13 protein-coding genes are annotated in these 15650 nt (G+C 62.8%); 11 read left to right on the top strand and 2 right to left on the bottom strand.

The genetic code is table 11. The features are described 5' to 3' along the window. Positions 1 to 956: 956 nt before the first annotated feature. Entirely contained in the window at positions 957 to 1931 is a 975-nt protein-coding gene (locus INT40_RS19995) for a quinone oxidoreductase family protein (RefSeq protein WP_193096839.1), read from the bottom strand. 44 nt (positions 1932 to 1975) lie between these two features. On the opposite strand from INT40_RS19995, the gene argC reads away from it, so the two are divergent. The 7 genes from argC (at position 1976) to argH (ending at position 9540) form a co-directional block, all read left to right on the top strand. Next, positions 1976 to 3085, top strand: coding sequence for an N-acetyl-gamma-glutamyl-phosphate reductase (gene argC / locus INT40_RS19990; RefSeq protein WP_193096838.1), 1110 nt, complete (start codon positions 1976 to 1978; stop codon positions 3083 to 3085). Next, positions 3082 to 4260 (top strand): bifunctional glutamate N-acetyltransferase/amino-acid acetyltransferase ArgJ, encoded by a 1179-nt coding sequence (gene argJ / locus INT40_RS19985; RefSeq protein ID WP_193096837.1) that lies wholly within the window; start codon positions 3082 to 3084, stop codon positions 4258 to 4260. Before argC ends, argJ begins: the two co-directional genes overlap by 4 nt. Then, positions 4257 to 5258 carry an acetylglutamate kinase gene (gene argB, locus INT40_RS19980; protein WP_193096836.1) on the top strand — a complete coding sequence of 334 codons (1002 nt, stop codon included), beginning with the start codon at positions 4257 to 4259 and terminating at the stop codon, positions 5256 to 5258. The genes argJ and argB overlap by 4 nt, the downstream gene beginning before the upstream one ends. Beyond that, complete coding sequence (locus INT40_RS19975) at positions 5251 to 6477, top strand: acetylornithine transaminase (protein ID WP_193096835.1); 1227 nt, start codon at positions 5251 to 5253, stop codon at positions 6475 to 6477. The genes argB and INT40_RS19975 overlap by 8 nt, the downstream gene beginning before the upstream one ends. Before the next feature lie 93 nt (positions 6478 to 6570). Further along, positions 6571 to 7494 carry an ornithine carbamoyltransferase gene (gene argF, locus INT40_RS19970; protein ID WP_193096834.1) on the top strand — a complete coding sequence of 308 codons (924 nt, stop codon included), beginning with the start codon at positions 6571 to 6573 and terminating at the stop codon, positions 7492 to 7494. Next, positions 7491 to 8042: an arginine repressor gene (locus INT40_RS19965; protein WP_193096833.1), complete on the top strand. Its 552-nt coding sequence runs from the start codon at positions 7491 to 7493 to the stop codon at positions 8040 to 8042. Before argF ends, INT40_RS19965 begins: the two co-directional genes overlap by 4 nt. A 31-nt stretch (positions 8043 to 8073) precedes the next feature. Continuing rightward, a complete protein-coding gene (gene argH / locus INT40_RS19960) occupies positions 8074 to 9540 on the top strand; it encodes an argininosuccinate lyase (protein ID WP_193096832.1) in 1467 nt (488 codons plus the stop codon). 15 nt (positions 9541 to 9555) lie between these two features. On the opposite strand, the gene INT40_RS19955 is transcribed toward argH, so the two are convergent. Further along, positions 9556 to 10497 (bottom strand): LysR family transcriptional regulator, encoded by a 942-nt coding sequence (locus INT40_RS19955; RefSeq protein ID WP_193096831.1) that lies wholly within the window; start codon positions 10495 to 10497, stop codon positions 9556 to 9558. Positions 10498 to 10602: 105 nt separating this feature from the next. Here INT40_RS19955 and INT40_RS19950 point away from each other — a divergent pair, with 105 nt between their 5' ends. The 4 genes from INT40_RS19950 (at position 10603) to INT40_RS19935 (ending at position 15261) form a co-directional block, all read left to right on the top strand. Continuing rightward, positions 10603 to 11640 (top strand): MBL fold metallo-hydrolase, encoded by a 1038-nt coding sequence (locus INT40_RS19950; RefSeq protein WP_193096830.1) that lies wholly within the window; start codon positions 10603 to 10605, stop codon positions 11638 to 11640. A 7-nt stretch (positions 11641 to 11647) separates the two neighbouring features. After that, on the top strand, positions 11648 to 13024 hold the full coding sequence (locus INT40_RS19945; RefSeq protein ID WP_193096829.1) for an MFS transporter: 1377 nt from the start codon (positions 11648 to 11650) through the stop codon (positions 13022 to 13024). Positions 13025 to 13274: 250 nt separating this feature from the next. Further along, positions 13275 to 14561, top strand: coding sequence for a tyrosine--tRNA ligase (tyrS, locus tag INT40_RS19940; RefSeq protein ID WP_193096828.1), 1287 nt, complete (start codon positions 13275 to 13277; stop codon positions 14559 to 14561). A 298-nt stretch (positions 14562 to 14859) separates the two neighbouring features. Then, on the top strand, positions 14860 to 15261 hold the full coding sequence (locus INT40_RS19935; protein WP_193096827.1) for a YccF domain-containing protein: 402 nt from the start codon (positions 14860 to 14862) through the stop codon (positions 15259 to 15261). Positions 15262 to 15650 lie beyond the last annotated feature (389 nt).

The raw sequence follows: 15650 nt of genomic DNA, 5'->3' as shown, positions 1-15650 counted from the left end.
CTTACTCGAATCCGGTGGTTTCAGGCCGCTTCTACACTCTTATTTACGATGAGCCCCTTAACCTGCTTATCGTTCATCATGGGAACTGCGCCCCTTCTTTTCGAGTTCTCGGGTGCGCAGCTCAGCCGGCGTCAGTCAGTTCACTATCGGGGACACGCCAGACTCCTATCAGGACATGACGGCCTGCTGGGCTGCACTTATTACAGTGAGCCGAGCCAGTCGACACGTCGTAAACAGGACAACCCCCAGACAGCGGGGTGTCAGAAGAGCCATGAGTCAGACCCGACCACAAGACCATCATCGATCCGTTTGGTAGAGACCGCCACGTCCTTCGAGAAGTCAGACTAACTAGTCCACAAGATCTATAGTGATGAGCCAGTTTAATGGAGCTCGCTGAAGACGTTATTCCGATACATGATGGCGGGCAAGATTTACTGCCGCAGCTACGAACTTTCTTGTCGGTGCAAGCTCTAGTTCAGTTCCTTTGGCAGGTCACTCGAGATTGCTTGCCATATGCGAAATGGACCAGTCTTGCGTCTTGATCGCTTGCCACGCGTGCAACTTGCTTGACCTATGAATATTCTTCACTTTGTATAGTTCTGTTCGTGATCGCCCGACTTCTTTCTGATCCACTAATGAGTAGTTACTCGTCTAAGGCGTCGATTATTACTACCAGTTGCTTGGCACCGTTTAGATCGATACAACGGATCACCTGAAAAATCCAAATAATCTCTCTGCGCCGATGACCGGGTAGCCCAGGTTTTGAGCTTCACATTGAATGGTGAGGATGAGGATCTCTTCTCCCCAGCTTGAGAGTGTATTTGATCGATGTCGGAGTAGAGTGCATCGACCGCCATCATGAGCGGAATTTTCAATTTCATGAACGGGACCGGCCGTTGACCAGGCCGGTCCCGAGCGATCTGAAGCGAAAATTTAGCTCGTGGTGAATTTTTCAATCACACCGTCAGCACAACCTTCCCGGTAGTCTCCCGCCCCTCCAGCGCCCGATGCGCATCCGCAGCGTCCGCTAGCGCAAACGTCGCACCCACCCGGAAGTTCAGCCAGCCGTGCTCGATGCCGTTGAAGAGCATGGAAGACCGCTTCGCCAGCTCCTCCGAGGAGCGCACGAACCACGCCAGCGAGGGCCGGGAGAGGAAGATGCCACCCGAAGAGTTCAAGCGCTGAATATCGAACGGCGGCACCTGACCCGAGGCTCCACCGAAGAGGACCATCGAGCCCAATGGCTTAAGTGAGGCGAGCGAGGCGTCGAAGGTGTCCTTGCCAACGCCGTCATAGGCGACCTCGACGCCCTCACCGTCCGTGAGCTCCTTGACCTTGGCTGTGATGTCGACACCCTCACCGTAGAGGAAGACCTCGTCGGCTCCCGCCTTGCGCGCCAGCTCCGCCTTCTCCTCGGTGCTCACGGTCGAGATGACATTGCCGCCCAGGTGTTTGATGATCTGGGTCAGCAGAAGGCCGACACCACCGGCACCGGCATGGACCAGAGCGGTGTGGCCGGGCTTGATCTCGTGCGAGCTCGTGGCCAGGTACTGAGCGGTCAGACCCTGCAGCGGCATTGCGGCAGCGACCTCAGTGCTCACGCCCTCGGGTACGCGCAGCAGGTTGTCGGTCTTGACGACGACCTGGGTCGCGTAAGACCCCGGGCCTTCGTGCCAGGCGACGCGGTCGCCGACGGACCAGCTCGCCACGCCCTCGCCCACCTCGGCGATGTGACCGGTGCCCTCGGAGCCGACGATGTGCGGGTAGCTCATGGGATACGTGCCCGAACGACGGTACGTGTCGATGAAGTTCACACCCGCGGCCGCGACGTCGACGAGGACCTCACCATGACCAGGCCGAGGGGTGTCGATCTCATTGAACTCGAGCACCTCGGGTCCACCTGCTCGCATCGCCTGAATAGCCTGGGTCATGACGCCTCCTGCATATAATTTAATGTGCTGGTATAGTTATACATATGAACGATCTTACGGTTGCCGTCTCCGGTGCCACCGGATACGCCGGGGGAGAGGTCCTCCGGCTGCTGAGCACTCACCCTCATCTCAACGTCACCACGGTGTGCGGACATTCCTCCGTGGGCGAGACGCTCGGCCGACATCAACCCCATCTTGCCCGATATTCCGATTTCGTGGTCAAAGAGTCCACCGCCGAGGTGCTCGCCGGCCACGATGTCGTCATCCTCGCGCTCCCGCACGGTCAGTCCGGAGCGATCGCCGCCGAGCTCGAAGAATCAAGCCCCGAGACCCTCATCGTCGACCTCGCCGCCGACCACCGGCTCATCAGCGCTGCCGCCTGGGAGAAGTTCTACGGTTCGACTCACCAGGGCACCTGGACCTACGGGTTGCCCGAGCTGCTGACCGCTGACGGTACGAAGCAGCGCGAAGCCCTTAAAGCCACCAAGCGCATTGCCGTGCCCGGCTGCAATGTCACTGCAGTGACGCTCGGGCTTGCGCCACTCATCCAGGCCGGGCTGGCCGCACCCGCAGGACTCAACGCAGTCCTGGCCAACGGTGTCTCGGGTGCGGGTAAGGCACTCAAGCCGCATCTGACCGCCGCAGAGGTGCTCGGCGACGCGAGCCCCTATGGCACGGGCGGCACTCACCGGCATGTGCCCGAGATCGAACAGAACCTCAATGGAGTTCTCGGCACCGATGCTGCCGATGGCCCGACGCGGATCTCCTTCACTCCGACGCTCGTGCCCATGGCCCGGGGGATACTGGCCACCATCACCGCCGTGCCGGGGGAGTCCGCACCGACAACTGCCGAGGGTCTCCTCGACGCAGCAGTACTGAAGGACCAGCTGAGCCAGGCTTTCGACCAGGTCTACGGCGACGAACCCTTTGTCCGTGTCCTTCCCGAGGGGCAGTGGCCGCGCACCTCTTCGACGACCGGATCGAACCTCGCGCACATCCAGTTCACCGTCGACGAAAGGGCAGGCACAATCCTCATCGTCGTGGCCCTGGACAACCTCGTCCGCGGCACCGCCGGCCAAGCCCTGCAGTCCATCCATCTTGCCCTCGGCCTCGACGAGACCACCGCTCTTCCCCTTGAAGGAGTCGCACCATGAGCGTGACCGCACCACTCGGATTCAGCGCCGCCGGCCTCACCGCCGGACTCAAACCCAGCGAGACCAAAGACCTCTCGCTCGTCATCAACACCGGCCCCGACACTGCCGTCGCCGCCGTCTACACCTCGAACCGTTGCAAGGCCAACCCCGTCCTGTGGTCCCAGAAGGTCTCGGCCAACGGTCAGGCCCGTGCCGTGGTGCTGAACTCCGGGGGAGCCAACTGCTACACCGGCGACTTCGGATACGAGACCACGACGCTGACCGCCCAGAACACCGCCGCACTCCTCACCGAAGCCGGCACTGCCACCCAGGCTGAGGACATTCTCGTCTGTTCGACCGGACTCATCGGCGTCGGCGGTCAGGACTTCCGAGACACCATCATCGACAACCTCCAACCACTCGTGGCCGCGGCCGAGGACACCGTGACCGGTGGCGAGCACGCCGCCGAGGCGATCATGACCACCGACACCGTGGCCAAGACCGCGACCCGCGAAGGCAGCAGTGGATACACGATCGGCGGCATGGCCAAAGGTGCGGGCATGCTCGCCCCCGGCCTTGCCACGATGCTCGTCGTCATCACCACCGATGCGAAGGTCGACCAAACTGTGCTCTGCCAGGCTCTGCGGTCCTCGACGAGTCGAAGCTTCGACCGCCTCGACACCGACGGGTGCATGTCGACGAACGACACCGTCATCCTCATGTCCTCCGGCGCTCACGACGCCGACGTCGAAACGGACGAGTTCACGAGCCTGCTGCGCGAACTCTGCCTCGACCTCATGCACCAGCTCCACGTCGATGCCGAGGGCGCGCATCACGACATTGCCATCACCACACAGGGTGCGGCCAGTGAGGCCGAGGCTGTCGAGGTCTCCCGGTCCGTGTCACGTTCGGCCCTGTTCAAGGCCGCGATCTTCGGTCAGGACCCGAACTGGGGTCGCGTCGTCGCCCAGGTGGGAACCACCTCGGCGACCTTCGACCCCACGGCCATCGACGTGATCATCAACGGCACCGAGGTGTGCCGGGCCTCTGGTCCCTATGAGGACCCGGAGAAGGTCACATTCGACCGCAACGTCGACGTCGTCATCGACCTCCACGCAGGAGATGCCACCGCCACGGTCTGGACCTCGGACCTCACCCACGATTACGTCGAAGAGAACAGCGCCTACTCCACATGAGCAACCCACACGACATGTCCACGAAGTCCACAGCCGCCCGGCTTGCCGCCGCCCAGGTCAAGGCCGAAGCGCTGACCGAGGCGCTGCCGTGGATCAAGACCTTCGCCGGTGCCACGATCGTCATCAAGTACGGCGGCAACGCGATGATCTCCCCGGAGCTGCAGCAGTCATTCGCCGATGACATCGCGTTCCTGCGCTTCGCCGGCATCCGACCAGTCGTCGTCCACGGGGGCGGACCCCAGATCACCTCGATGCTCTCTCGCTTGGGTATTGCAAGCGAGTTCAAGGCCGGCCAGAGAGTCACGAGTGAGGAGGCGGCCGAGGTCATCCGCATGGTCCTCTCCGGCCAGGTCAACCGTGACATCGTCTCCCGCATCAACCAGAACGGCAACGCCGCAATCGGGCTCTCCGGTGAGGACGCGGACCTGCTCCTGGCCAACAAGACCCACGCCGAGGTGGACGGTGAAGTCATCGACCTCGGCCGGGTGGGTGAGATCGCCGAGGTCAACACCACCGTGCTCACCGAGCTCCTCGATGCCGGTCGGGTGCCCGTCATCTGCTCGATCGCTTCGGAGATCGACGGTGAGGCAGGCAAGCCGCTGAACATCAACGCCGACCTCGCCGCCTCCGCCGTGGCGAAAGCCTTGCGTGCCGACAAACTCATCATGCTCACCGATGTGCCGGGCCTCTACGCCAACTGGCCCGACACCTCGAGCCTGATCTCACGCATAGGACCGAAGAAGCTGCGCGAACTGCTGCCCAGCCTCGACGCGGGAATGATCCCGAAAATGACCGCGGCCCTCGAGGCCATCGAGCACGGGGTGCAGCAGGCCCACATCATCGACGGCCGGATGGCACACTCACTCCTCCTCGAGGTCTTCACCTCCGAGGGCATCGGCACCATGGTCGAAGACACCGTCGTCGAACCCGCACCGCTGGGTGACGGACACAAGGGCGAGGGACACGAGACAAGCACGGAGGACGAGAACGATGAGTGAGACACCGACCACGAACGCTGTGACAGACCAGGCCCAGACCTGGCGCGACGACTTCTCCCGCGTCCTCTCACCGGTCTTCGGCTCACCCCAACTCGACCTCGTCCGCGGACAGGGTGTGAAGGTCTGGGACGCCTCGGGCAAGGAATACCTCGACCTGCTGGCCGGCATCGCCGTCAACGCACTCGGCCACTGCCACCCCGCCTGGGTCAAAGCCATCACCGAGCAGGCGTCGACCCTGGGCCACATCTCGAACTTCTTCACCTCCCCGCCGCAGATCGCACTGGCTGAGAAACTTCACGAGGTCCTCGACCTGCCCAGCGGTTCGGCCGTGTTCTTCTCCAACTCCGGCACCGAAGCCAACGAGGCCGCCTTCAAGATGGCCCGCCGTGCTGGGGGTGGATCACGACCGATCATCATCGCCATCGAGGGTGCCTTCCACGGCCGGACCATGGGCGCACTCGCACTGACGGCCAAGGCCGCCTACCGCGAACCCTTCGCACCCGGAGTACCCGGCGTCGTCCATATTCCCTACGGGGACGCCGACGCGCTCGCCGCCGCCATCAACGACACCACTGCCGCCGTCTTCATCGAACCCATCCAGGGCGAGGTCGGAGTCCGGCAGCACCCGGCCGGCTACCTCACCAAGGTCCGTGAACTCACCCGCGAGGCAGGGGCCCTCCTCGTCCTCGACGAGGTCCAGTCCGGTGTGGCCAGGACCGGATCGTGGTTCGCCCACCAGAACCCGGAGATCGGCGAAGGCGTCGTCCCCGACATCATCACCTCGGCGAAGGGTCTGGGCGGAGGCATGCCGATCGGGGCCACCATCACCGTCGGCGATGCCAACACCAAACTCCTCGAAGCCGGACAGCACGGAACCACCTTCGGCGGAAACCCCATCGCCTGCGCGGCGGGACTGGCCGTGCTCGAGACCATCGAGACCGACAACCTGCTCGCCCACACCCGGGAGACCGGAGCCTGGCTGAGCGAACAGCTGCTGACCATCGAGGGAATCGAGAAGGTCACCGGCATAGGACTGCTCCTCGGCCTCGAACTGGCCGAGGGACTTAACGAGAAGGCGATCGCCGCCCGCGCGCTCGAGGCCGGGTTCATCATCAACCCCGTCGCACCCGGACGCCTGCGCCTGGCACCACCGCTGGTCATCACAAAAGACGATCTCGCACCGTTCCTGACCGCCCTGCCCGGACTGCTGCACGGCTGAACACGTTCGCCGCCCACCTAGCGGCCACCTCGGCGACCGGGCCATCGACCCACACAGCCCGGGTGCCCCACACAGACTGACAAAGGACACACCATGACACGGCATTTCCTCAAGGACACCGACCTTACCCCGGCCGAACAAGCACAAGTCCTCGACCTCGCGGTTGAGCTCAAAGCAGCCCCGTACTCGCGCACCCCACTGGCCGGACCGCAGACCGCGGCAGTCATCTTCGACAAGACCTCGACCCGGACCCGCGTGTCCTTCGCCGCCGGCATCGCGGCGCTTGGCGGGCAGCCGCTCATCATCAACCCCGGTGAGGCGCAGCTGGGACACAAGGAATCCATCGCCGACACCGCCCAGGTGATGTCGCGCATGGTCTCGGCCATCGTCTGGCGCACCTATACCCAAGCTGGCCTGGAGGAGATGGCCCAGAACTCATCCGTCCCGGTCATCAACTCACTCTCCGATGACTACCATCCCTGCCAGATCCTGGCCGACCTGCTCACGATCCGCGAATACCGCGGTGACGTCGCCGGTCAGACCATGACCTACTACGGTGATGGGGCCAACAACATGGCCAACTCCTACGTCCTCGGCGGAGTCAACGCCGGCATGCACGTGCGCATCGCCGCACCCGCCGACTACCAGCCGGCCGCCGAGATCATCGCCGAGGCGAACGAACTCGCCCAGGCCACTGGCGGATCCGTCACCGTCACTGACGACCCGGTTGCTGCCGCCGAAGGCGCCGATGTTCTCGTCACCGACACCTGGGTGTCCATGGGCCAAGACGCGGCCGGACGCGATGACGAAGCCTCACCGTTCGTGAAGTACCAGGTCACGTCCGAGCTCATGGCACTCGGCAACGACCCGATCTTCCTCCACTGCCTGCCGGCCTACCGGGGCAAAGAGGTCAGCGCCGAGGTCATCGACGGACCCGCCTCGGCGGTCTTCGATGAAGCCGAGAACAGACTGCACGCGCAGAAGGCACTCATGACATTCCTGCTGGAGAAGCGATGAGCGAGAACACCACACCTCCGAGGGACGGCGCGCCACCGGCGAACTCCGCACCCCTGACGAAGACCGCGCGGCAGCAGAAGATCATCGATCTCATCACCCGCAAATCCGTGCATTCCCAGATCGACCTGGCCGAGAACCTGGCAACGCTGGGCATCACCGTCACCCAGGCGACACTCTCACGCGACCTCGCTGAGGTGGGGGCCGTGAAGATCCGATCCACCGCCGGATCCGTCTACGCCGTCCCCGGTGAGGGCGGGGATCGCAGCCTGCAGCAGTCCACCGGTGACAGCCTCGATGCGAAGCTGCCCCGACTGCTCGAAGAGCTCCTGGTCTCCGCCTCCGCGCAGAAAGACATGGTCGTTCTGCGCACACCGCCCGGCGCCGCCCAGTACCTGGCTTCGGCCATCGACCGCTCGTCGATGACCGGGATCTTCGGCACCATCGCCGGCGACGATACGGTCCTCGTCATCGCCGACTCAACTGTCGGGGGACAGGCGCTGGCGGAGACGTTCCTCGAATACGCGGCCGGCGGCCTCGGCGAGGGTTGAACCCTGCGACAATGAAAACGAACGATAGTGAATGGACCGGCGGCGCGAGAGCGACCACGGTGGGAAAGGACGATCTGTGAGCGAACGACTGAGCCTGTGGGGCGGACGATTCTCGGACGGCCCGGCCGATGCACTGGCCGCACTGAGCAAGTCCACGGACTTCGACTGGCGCCTGGCCCACTACGACATCGCCGGTTCGAAGGCCCACGCAAAGGTGCTGCACCGCTCGGGTCTGCTGGACGACGACGAGCTGCAGGGCATGACCGAGGCGCTGGACGAACTCGGCCGCCGCGTCGAGACCGGCGAATACGTCGCAGCCGAATCGGATGAGGACGTCCACTCCTCACTCGAACGTGGACTCATCGAGATCGCCGGACCCGAGCTTGGCGGAAAACTGCGTGCCGGCCGGTCCCGCAACGACCAGATCGCGACCCTGGGACGCATGTACCTGCGCGATCACGCTCGTGACCTGGCCAGCCTGGTTCTCGACGCCGTCGAGGTCCTCATCGCCCAGGCTGAAGAGCACCCCGAAGCGCCGATGCCAGGTCGCACCCACCTGCAGCACGCACAGCCCGTGCTCCTGGCTCACCACCTCCTGGCCCACGCCTGGCCGTTGCTGCGTGACGTCGGCAGGTTCGTCGACTTCGATGAGCGCGCCGGCATCTCCGCCTACGGTTCGGGTGCCCTGGCCGGATCGTCGCTGGGCCTCGACCCACAGGCTGTGGCCGCAGATCTGGGCTTCAACGACTCGGCAGAGAACTCGATCGACGGCACCGCAGGTCGCGACGTCTTCGCCGAATACCTGTTCATCACCACGATGATCGGCATCAACCTCTCCCGGATGAGCGAAGAGGTCATCGCCTGGGCGACCAAGGAATTCTCCTTCGTCACCCTCCACGACTCCTACTCGACCGGGTCCTCGATCATGCCGCAGAAGAAGAACCCCGACGTTGCCGAGCTGACCCGCGGCAAATCCGGTCGCCTCATCGGTGACCTCACCGGGCTGCTCTCCACGCTCAAGGCACTGCCCCTGGCCTACAACCGGGACTTGCAGGAAGACAAAGAACCGGTCTTCGACGCCACCGACACGCTCGAACTTCTGCTCCCGGCCTTCACCGGCATGGTTGCCACGCTGAAGTTCAACACCGAACGCATGGCCTACCTGGCACCGCGCGGATTCGCTCTGGCCACCGACATCGCCGAATGGCTCGTCCGCAAGGGCGTGCCCTTCCGCATCGCCCACGAGCTCTCCGGAGAATGCGTGCAGCTGGCCGAGTCGAAGGATGCCGAGCTGTGGGATCTCACGGACGAAGAGTTCGCGGGCATCTCCGAACACCTGACGCCAGACGTCCGCGAAGTCCTCACCACACTCGGGTCGATCGACTCGCGTAACTCCAAGGGCGGAACGGCTCGGTCGGCTGTGGACCAGCAGGTGGCTAACGCCAAGGCCGAGGTGGCGAAGCTGCGCGAGTTCGCGGAGTCCGCGCGCAGCGTGTGAGGGTCCGTCGCTGATTCAGGGGGCAGTCTGCTCTCTCCAGCGGTGCGGGTCGGTGTCGGCAGCGGTTGTCCGGAGGATGTCCAGAGCAGCCCTGAGCTTCTTCGACAGCCGGGTGCCAGCCATCGTCACACCGACGATGGCGTTGGAGAATTCAGGGTTTGTCACCGGGAGGTAGCGCACTGGCATGCCCTGGAAGGTCACCGTGTCGGGATGTGGCACGGCATTGGCCAGTGAGAAGCCCAGTCCCAATCCCACCATCGAGCGAATGGTTTCCGCATTCGGAATCAGCCACCGCACGGATGGCTCGTAGCCGACTCCACGGATCTGGCTGACGAGCAGCTCCGCCGTTGGGGGAGAGTCGAGGAGAATGAGCGGATCGTCGATGAGTTCGGCGATATCGACACCGGCTCTGTCAGCCACGGGATGGTCGGCGGAGACAAGGGCGTGCAGCTGCACCTCGGCGAGGGTGTGCTGGGTGATTCCCTCCATCTGGACCTGTTTTCGATACATCACGGCGACATCGACCTCCCCGTGGAGGATCATCTGCTGAACGGTCAGGGGGTGGGCTTCCACGAAGCTGAGGTCGATCTGCGGATGGAGTCTGCCGAACTGTGACGCGGTGGCCGGCAACATGCGGGGTGCGGCCGTGGGTATGCAGCCGATGCGCAGCGGCCCTTGGAGGATGGAGGACTCGTCATTGAGTGACTCCACCGCGTCAGAGACGTTCGACAGAATCGATCTGGCGTGAATTCCGAACTCGCGGCCGGCGCTCGTCGGACGTGCGCGTCGAGCCGGCCCCCGTGCGATGAGAGTGACCTTGAGTCTCTTCTCCAGCTGAGCGAGAGCGGAGGAGACCGATGCCTGTGAAACGTTGCAATCCTTCGCTGCGTCACTCACCGAACCGCGGTCAAGGACAGAGATGAAGTACTCGAGCTGGCGCAGCGTGATGTCGGTCATAGGATGAGCCTATATTGAAGCACGCAAAAATTTGCTTTTCTTTTTGATTGGTTCGGGAAAGACTGAAGAAGTCAACGGCCCAACTACGTGAAAGTGCTCCAGCTCATGAACGATTCGAAGATGAAAGTTGTCACCCTGGGTACCGCCGGCGGTCCCCGCTGGTGGAAGGGTGATGCCAAGGACCGAGCAGGAATCTCGACCGCCGTCGTCGTTGAAGACCGTTTCTATCTTGTCGATGCCGGTCACGGCGTCGGGCGACGCATTCGCCAGGCGGGTCTCGAACTCGGTGACTTGGGTGGAGTCTTCATCACACACCTGCACTCCGATCACACGATCGACCTTCCCTCCCTGGTGGTGTTCGGCATGCATGAGCTCCAGGGCAGAACCGAGACCCCGGTTCCTCTCATCGGACCAGGCCCGCGAGGTGCGCTTCCCCCAGTCTCGCCGCGAGCAACGGTGCCGCCGCGTCCGGTCGCCCCGGAGAACCCCACACCTGGGGTCGCCGACATGTTCGCCAACATCGTCAAGGCCTATGCAACGGACCTCAACGATCGGGTGCTCGACTCGCTGCGCCCCTCGCCTGAAGAACTCTTCGATCCACGTGATGTCGAAATTCCGGCAGACATCGGCTACCACCCGAATGAGTCTCCGACCCCCGATATGGAACCTTTCATCATCTTCCAGGATGACCTGGTGACGGTGTCGGCCATCCTCGTCGAGCATCCGCCGGTGGCACCAGCCTTCGCATTCCGGATCGATAGCGAGCATGGTTCGGTGACCATCTCCGGCGACACCTGCGAAACCGCCAACCTCGTCCGACTCGCACAAGGAACGGACCTCCTGCTCCACGAAGCGATCGACTTCGAATGGGTCGACGGCATGTATGCACATCGCAGCGATGATGAGGGCCGCGCCTCCCGTGATCACCACTATAAGTCGCACACCTCCGTCGAGGGCGCGATTCGCATCGCCACCGCAGCGCAGGCTCGCACGCTGGCGCTGCATCACCTGGTGCCCGGTTCGGCCGATGACGCGGTCTGGAACAAGGGGCATGGCCAATTCGACGGAGCATTCCTGGTGCCGGAAGATCTCGACACCATCGCCATCACCACCATTGCGGCACAACCGGCACTGAGGAGCTGAGACAAGAATGGACGACAACAAGGACGTTGTTGACAAGGATGGTCTTCAGCTCTCGCTGAGGACTCCGGAGATGCGGCGAATCCTCACCTCGAGCTTCATCGGATCGGCCATCGAGTTCTACGATTTCATCCTCTATGCGACCGCATCGTCGATCGTGTTCGCGCAGCTGTTCTTCTCCGGACTCGGTCCCGGGCTGTCGCTGTTCGCCTCCTTCAGCACCTTGGCGGCCGGCTATTTGGCTCGCCCTCTGGGCGGTGTGATCTTCGGACACTTCGGCGATCGGATCGGTCGGAAGACGGCACTCATCGTCTCCATGCTGATGATGGGGTCGGTCACCGTGCTCATCGGACTCATGCCGTCGACTGCCTCCATCGGCATGTTCGCACCAGCTGCGCTCTTCACGCTGCGCATTATCCAGGGCATCGCTGTCGGCGGTGAATGGGGTGGTGCGGCTCTGATGGCCCTCGAGCACGCACCGAAGGCCCGGCGTGGACTGGCTGCCGCATTCGCCAACGCCGGTGGTCCCGCCGGTGCGATCTTGGCGACCTTAGTCCTGTCGCTGACGGCGACGCTGACCGGAGATGACTTTGTGACCTGGGGATGGCGGCTGCCGTTCCTTCTCTCGGCCGTGCTCATCGTTGTCGGGCTCATCATTCGCCTCAAAGTCAGCGAGACTCCTGCATTCCAACAGCTCGAAGACGAAAGTGATGAGAAGAAGGTGCCGCTGCTGACCGTGTTCAAGCAGTACAAGCGTCAAGTTCTCATCGCACTCCTGGCGACGATGACCATCTACGTCACCCAAGGGCTGACCACGGTCTGGGGAGTGTCCGTGGCAGTGGCAGCCGGCGAGGACAAGTCCGAAGTTCTCAACTGGAAGGCCGTGGGCGCACTCACGACATTGATTGTGACGTTCGTTGTGGCTCGGCTCAGCGACCGCATCGGCCGCAAGCGGGCACTGATCGGCGCCCATGCAGTGGCTGCTGTGTCGGCACTGCCGATCGTCCTGCTCATCAACAGCGGCGAGATCGACAAATACGCGTTGGCGATCATCCTCGGAAACGGCGTTGTCCAAGGTCTGTGCTTCGGCCCGATCGCTGCCTATGTCTCCGAACTGTTGCCGCCCGCTGTGCGCTACACAGGCGCGTCGGTCGGTTATCAGTTCGCGGCGGCACTGGGTGCCGGGCTGTCTCCTATGATCGCCTCGGCGCTCATCATGATCCCGGGTACCGGGCCGTACCTCATTGGTGGGGTGTGGGCACTCATTGCGATCGCCGGAATTGTGGCCGTGGCTCTGGGGCGTCCGTACGTTGAACCCAGTCCGGAACGCGCTCCCGAACCGGTGAACAAGTTTGAGGAGCCGGTGACTCAGAGCGCCGAAGCATAAGACTCCCTGGTCGCAGCGTGTTGCTGCGACCGAAGCGGGACGGCTCCAGCCGGTCTCCAGCACGGATCGATCTCATCGATGTGCTGCCGAACCGATACCCGAGACCGTCCCGCTTCTGTCGTGTCCACTCGAATTCTAATGATCCCCGGCAGGCTCAGGTTGGGCCGCGAAGTGGTTATTCGTGGACACCCCGTAGAATTGACCCCGTCGGCTTCTCGCCGACACTTCATACACATCTGAAAGGACCGAAGTGACCGACATCTTCAGTGAACTCAAGGCCCGTGGCCTCGTCTCGGTTTCGACCGACGAAGCTGCCCTGCAGAAGGCTCTCAATGAGGAATCGCTGACCTATTATGTCGGTTTCGATCCCACCGCACCCAGCCTGCACATGGGCAACCTGGTCCAGCTCATCACCGCTGCCCGTCTGCAGAAGGCAGGACACAACCCTCTGGCCCTCGTCGGCGGAGCAACGGGACTCATCGGCGACCCCCGCATGTCGGGGGAGCGCACGCTCAACCCGCGCGAGGTCGTCGAAGACTGGGTAGCAAAGATCCGGGCACAGGTCGAGAAGTTCCTTGACTTCAACGGCCCCAACGCGGCACAGGTCGTCAACAACTACGAGTGGACATCCGAGATGTTTGCGATCGACTTCCTGCGCGACATCGGCAAACACTTCCCGCTGAACCGGATGCTGGCCAAGGAATCGGTATCGGCTCGTCTCAACAGCGAAGCGGGGATCTCGTTCACCGAGTTCTCGTACCAGGTGCTGCAGGGCAACGACTACCTCGAACTCCACCGCCGCTACGGCTGCTCCCTGCAGACCGGCGGCTCTGACCAGTGGGGCAACCTGACCTCGGGCGTCGATCTCATCCGTCGCGTCGAACAGCACAGTGTCCATGCCTTGGCCACACCGCTGATTACCAAGGCCGACGGCACCAAGTTCGGCAAGACCGAGTCCGGCACAGTGTGGTTGGACGAGAGCCTGACGAGCCCATACGCGTTCAGCCAGTTCTGGCTCAACGCCGATGACCGCGATGTCGTGAAGTACCTCAAGGTGTTCTCGTTCCGGTCCCTCGAAGAGATCGAGCAGATCGAGGCCGAGTTCACCGCGGCACCGCACACTCGCTTGGCGCAGAAGGTGCTGGCCGAAGACGTGACGACCCTGGTCCACGGCAAGGAAAAGTACGAGCAGGCGATCGCCGCGGCGGCTGCCCTGTTCGGTGGGGGAGAGCTGGCAAGTCTTGACGCCCCCACCCTGGGAGCCGCGACGTCCGAGCTGCCTCGAGGTGAGGTGACTTCAACGCAGTTGGGTGAGGGCCTGCCCGTTGCCGATGCCTTCGTGACTGCCGGCATCGTGAAGTCCAAGGGTGAGGCGCGCCGAGCCATCAAGGACGGCGGCGCCTACGTCAACAACGTCAAGGTCACCGGCGATGACCAGACCCTGACCCCCGCCGAGGTGCTCCCCACCGAAGGCGGAGGAGTGATCCTTCTGCGTAGGGGTAAGAAGACCCTGGGCGCAGTTGACATCGTCAGCTGAGTCTCATGACTACCGACAACACCGTGTCCTTGATCAATTCGAGGGCACGGTGTTGTCATATCCAGAGGCTGTGGGCCAAAGCGATGGTGGCCATGGACATACAAGCAAGCGAGTTGTATCGATCGATGACAAGTCATTCGCTTGTATGTGTGTCGGTATCTCAGGACCACCAGCCTTTGTGGGGCTCACTGACTTCAGGTTTCTGGACAGCCTCATGGCGTCGCCCGGCGCCGTGACCGACACTGATATCAGGACAACGACGACACTGACATCAGCACAACGACGAAACGAGGAGAACATGAGAACTCTGCTCAACATCATCTGGTTCATCTTCAGCGGACTGTGGCTGGCACTCGGCTACTACCTCGCCGGCATCATCTGCTGCATCCTCATCGTCACCATCCCCTGGGGCATCGCCTCCTTCCGGATCGGCAACTACGCACTCTGGCCCTTCGGCCGTGAGGTCATCGAGACGAGGCCGGCCGGCATTGCCACGACCTTGGGCAACATCATCTGGGTCATCGTCGCCGGAATCTGGTTGGCCATCGGTCACGTCGTAACCTCGATCCCGCTGTTCGTCTCCATCATCGGGATCCCGCTGGGATGGGCGAACATCAAACTCATCCCCGTCTCCCTCATGCCCCTGGGTAAGACGATCGTCGACAGCAACCAGCTCATGCCCGGGTACCGCGGCGCCTGATCACAGGCACTCAACTGGGTTGGTCGCAGAGGCTCCGCCTGCCTGATCGTCTGAACGCGACGTTGCGGGCCTCTTTCAGGCTCCGAACGCCGAGAATCCGGGGCACAAAGCGGCTCGCGAAGCCTAGTGACCGGCGTCACTGTCAGTTTTCGGGTTTCGAGTTGCACGACGAGCCAGGCCTGGACTAGAGTAGTATCTCGTTGCCCCGCGGAAAACGAGTTCTTCTAGAACGGTTTTCACCGGGCGTGACCAGCACAAACACAGTTTGGGTGTGGTTCACACGGAACACGGGTGACAACGACAATTGAAACTGACACCCCTGGTGTACACGCCCTTTTTGGGGGTTGTGGTGACGGGTGAGTGTTTGTGGTTTGAGAATCCAATAGCGT

It is taken from the genome of Brevibacterium sp. FME17, from assembly GCF_014897515.1.
GTDB lineage: Bacteria > Actinomycetota > Actinomycetes > Actinomycetales > Brevibacteriaceae > Brevibacterium.
Note: the sequence above shows the minus strand (reverse complement) of the source record. Positions and strands in the feature narration are given on the sequence as shown.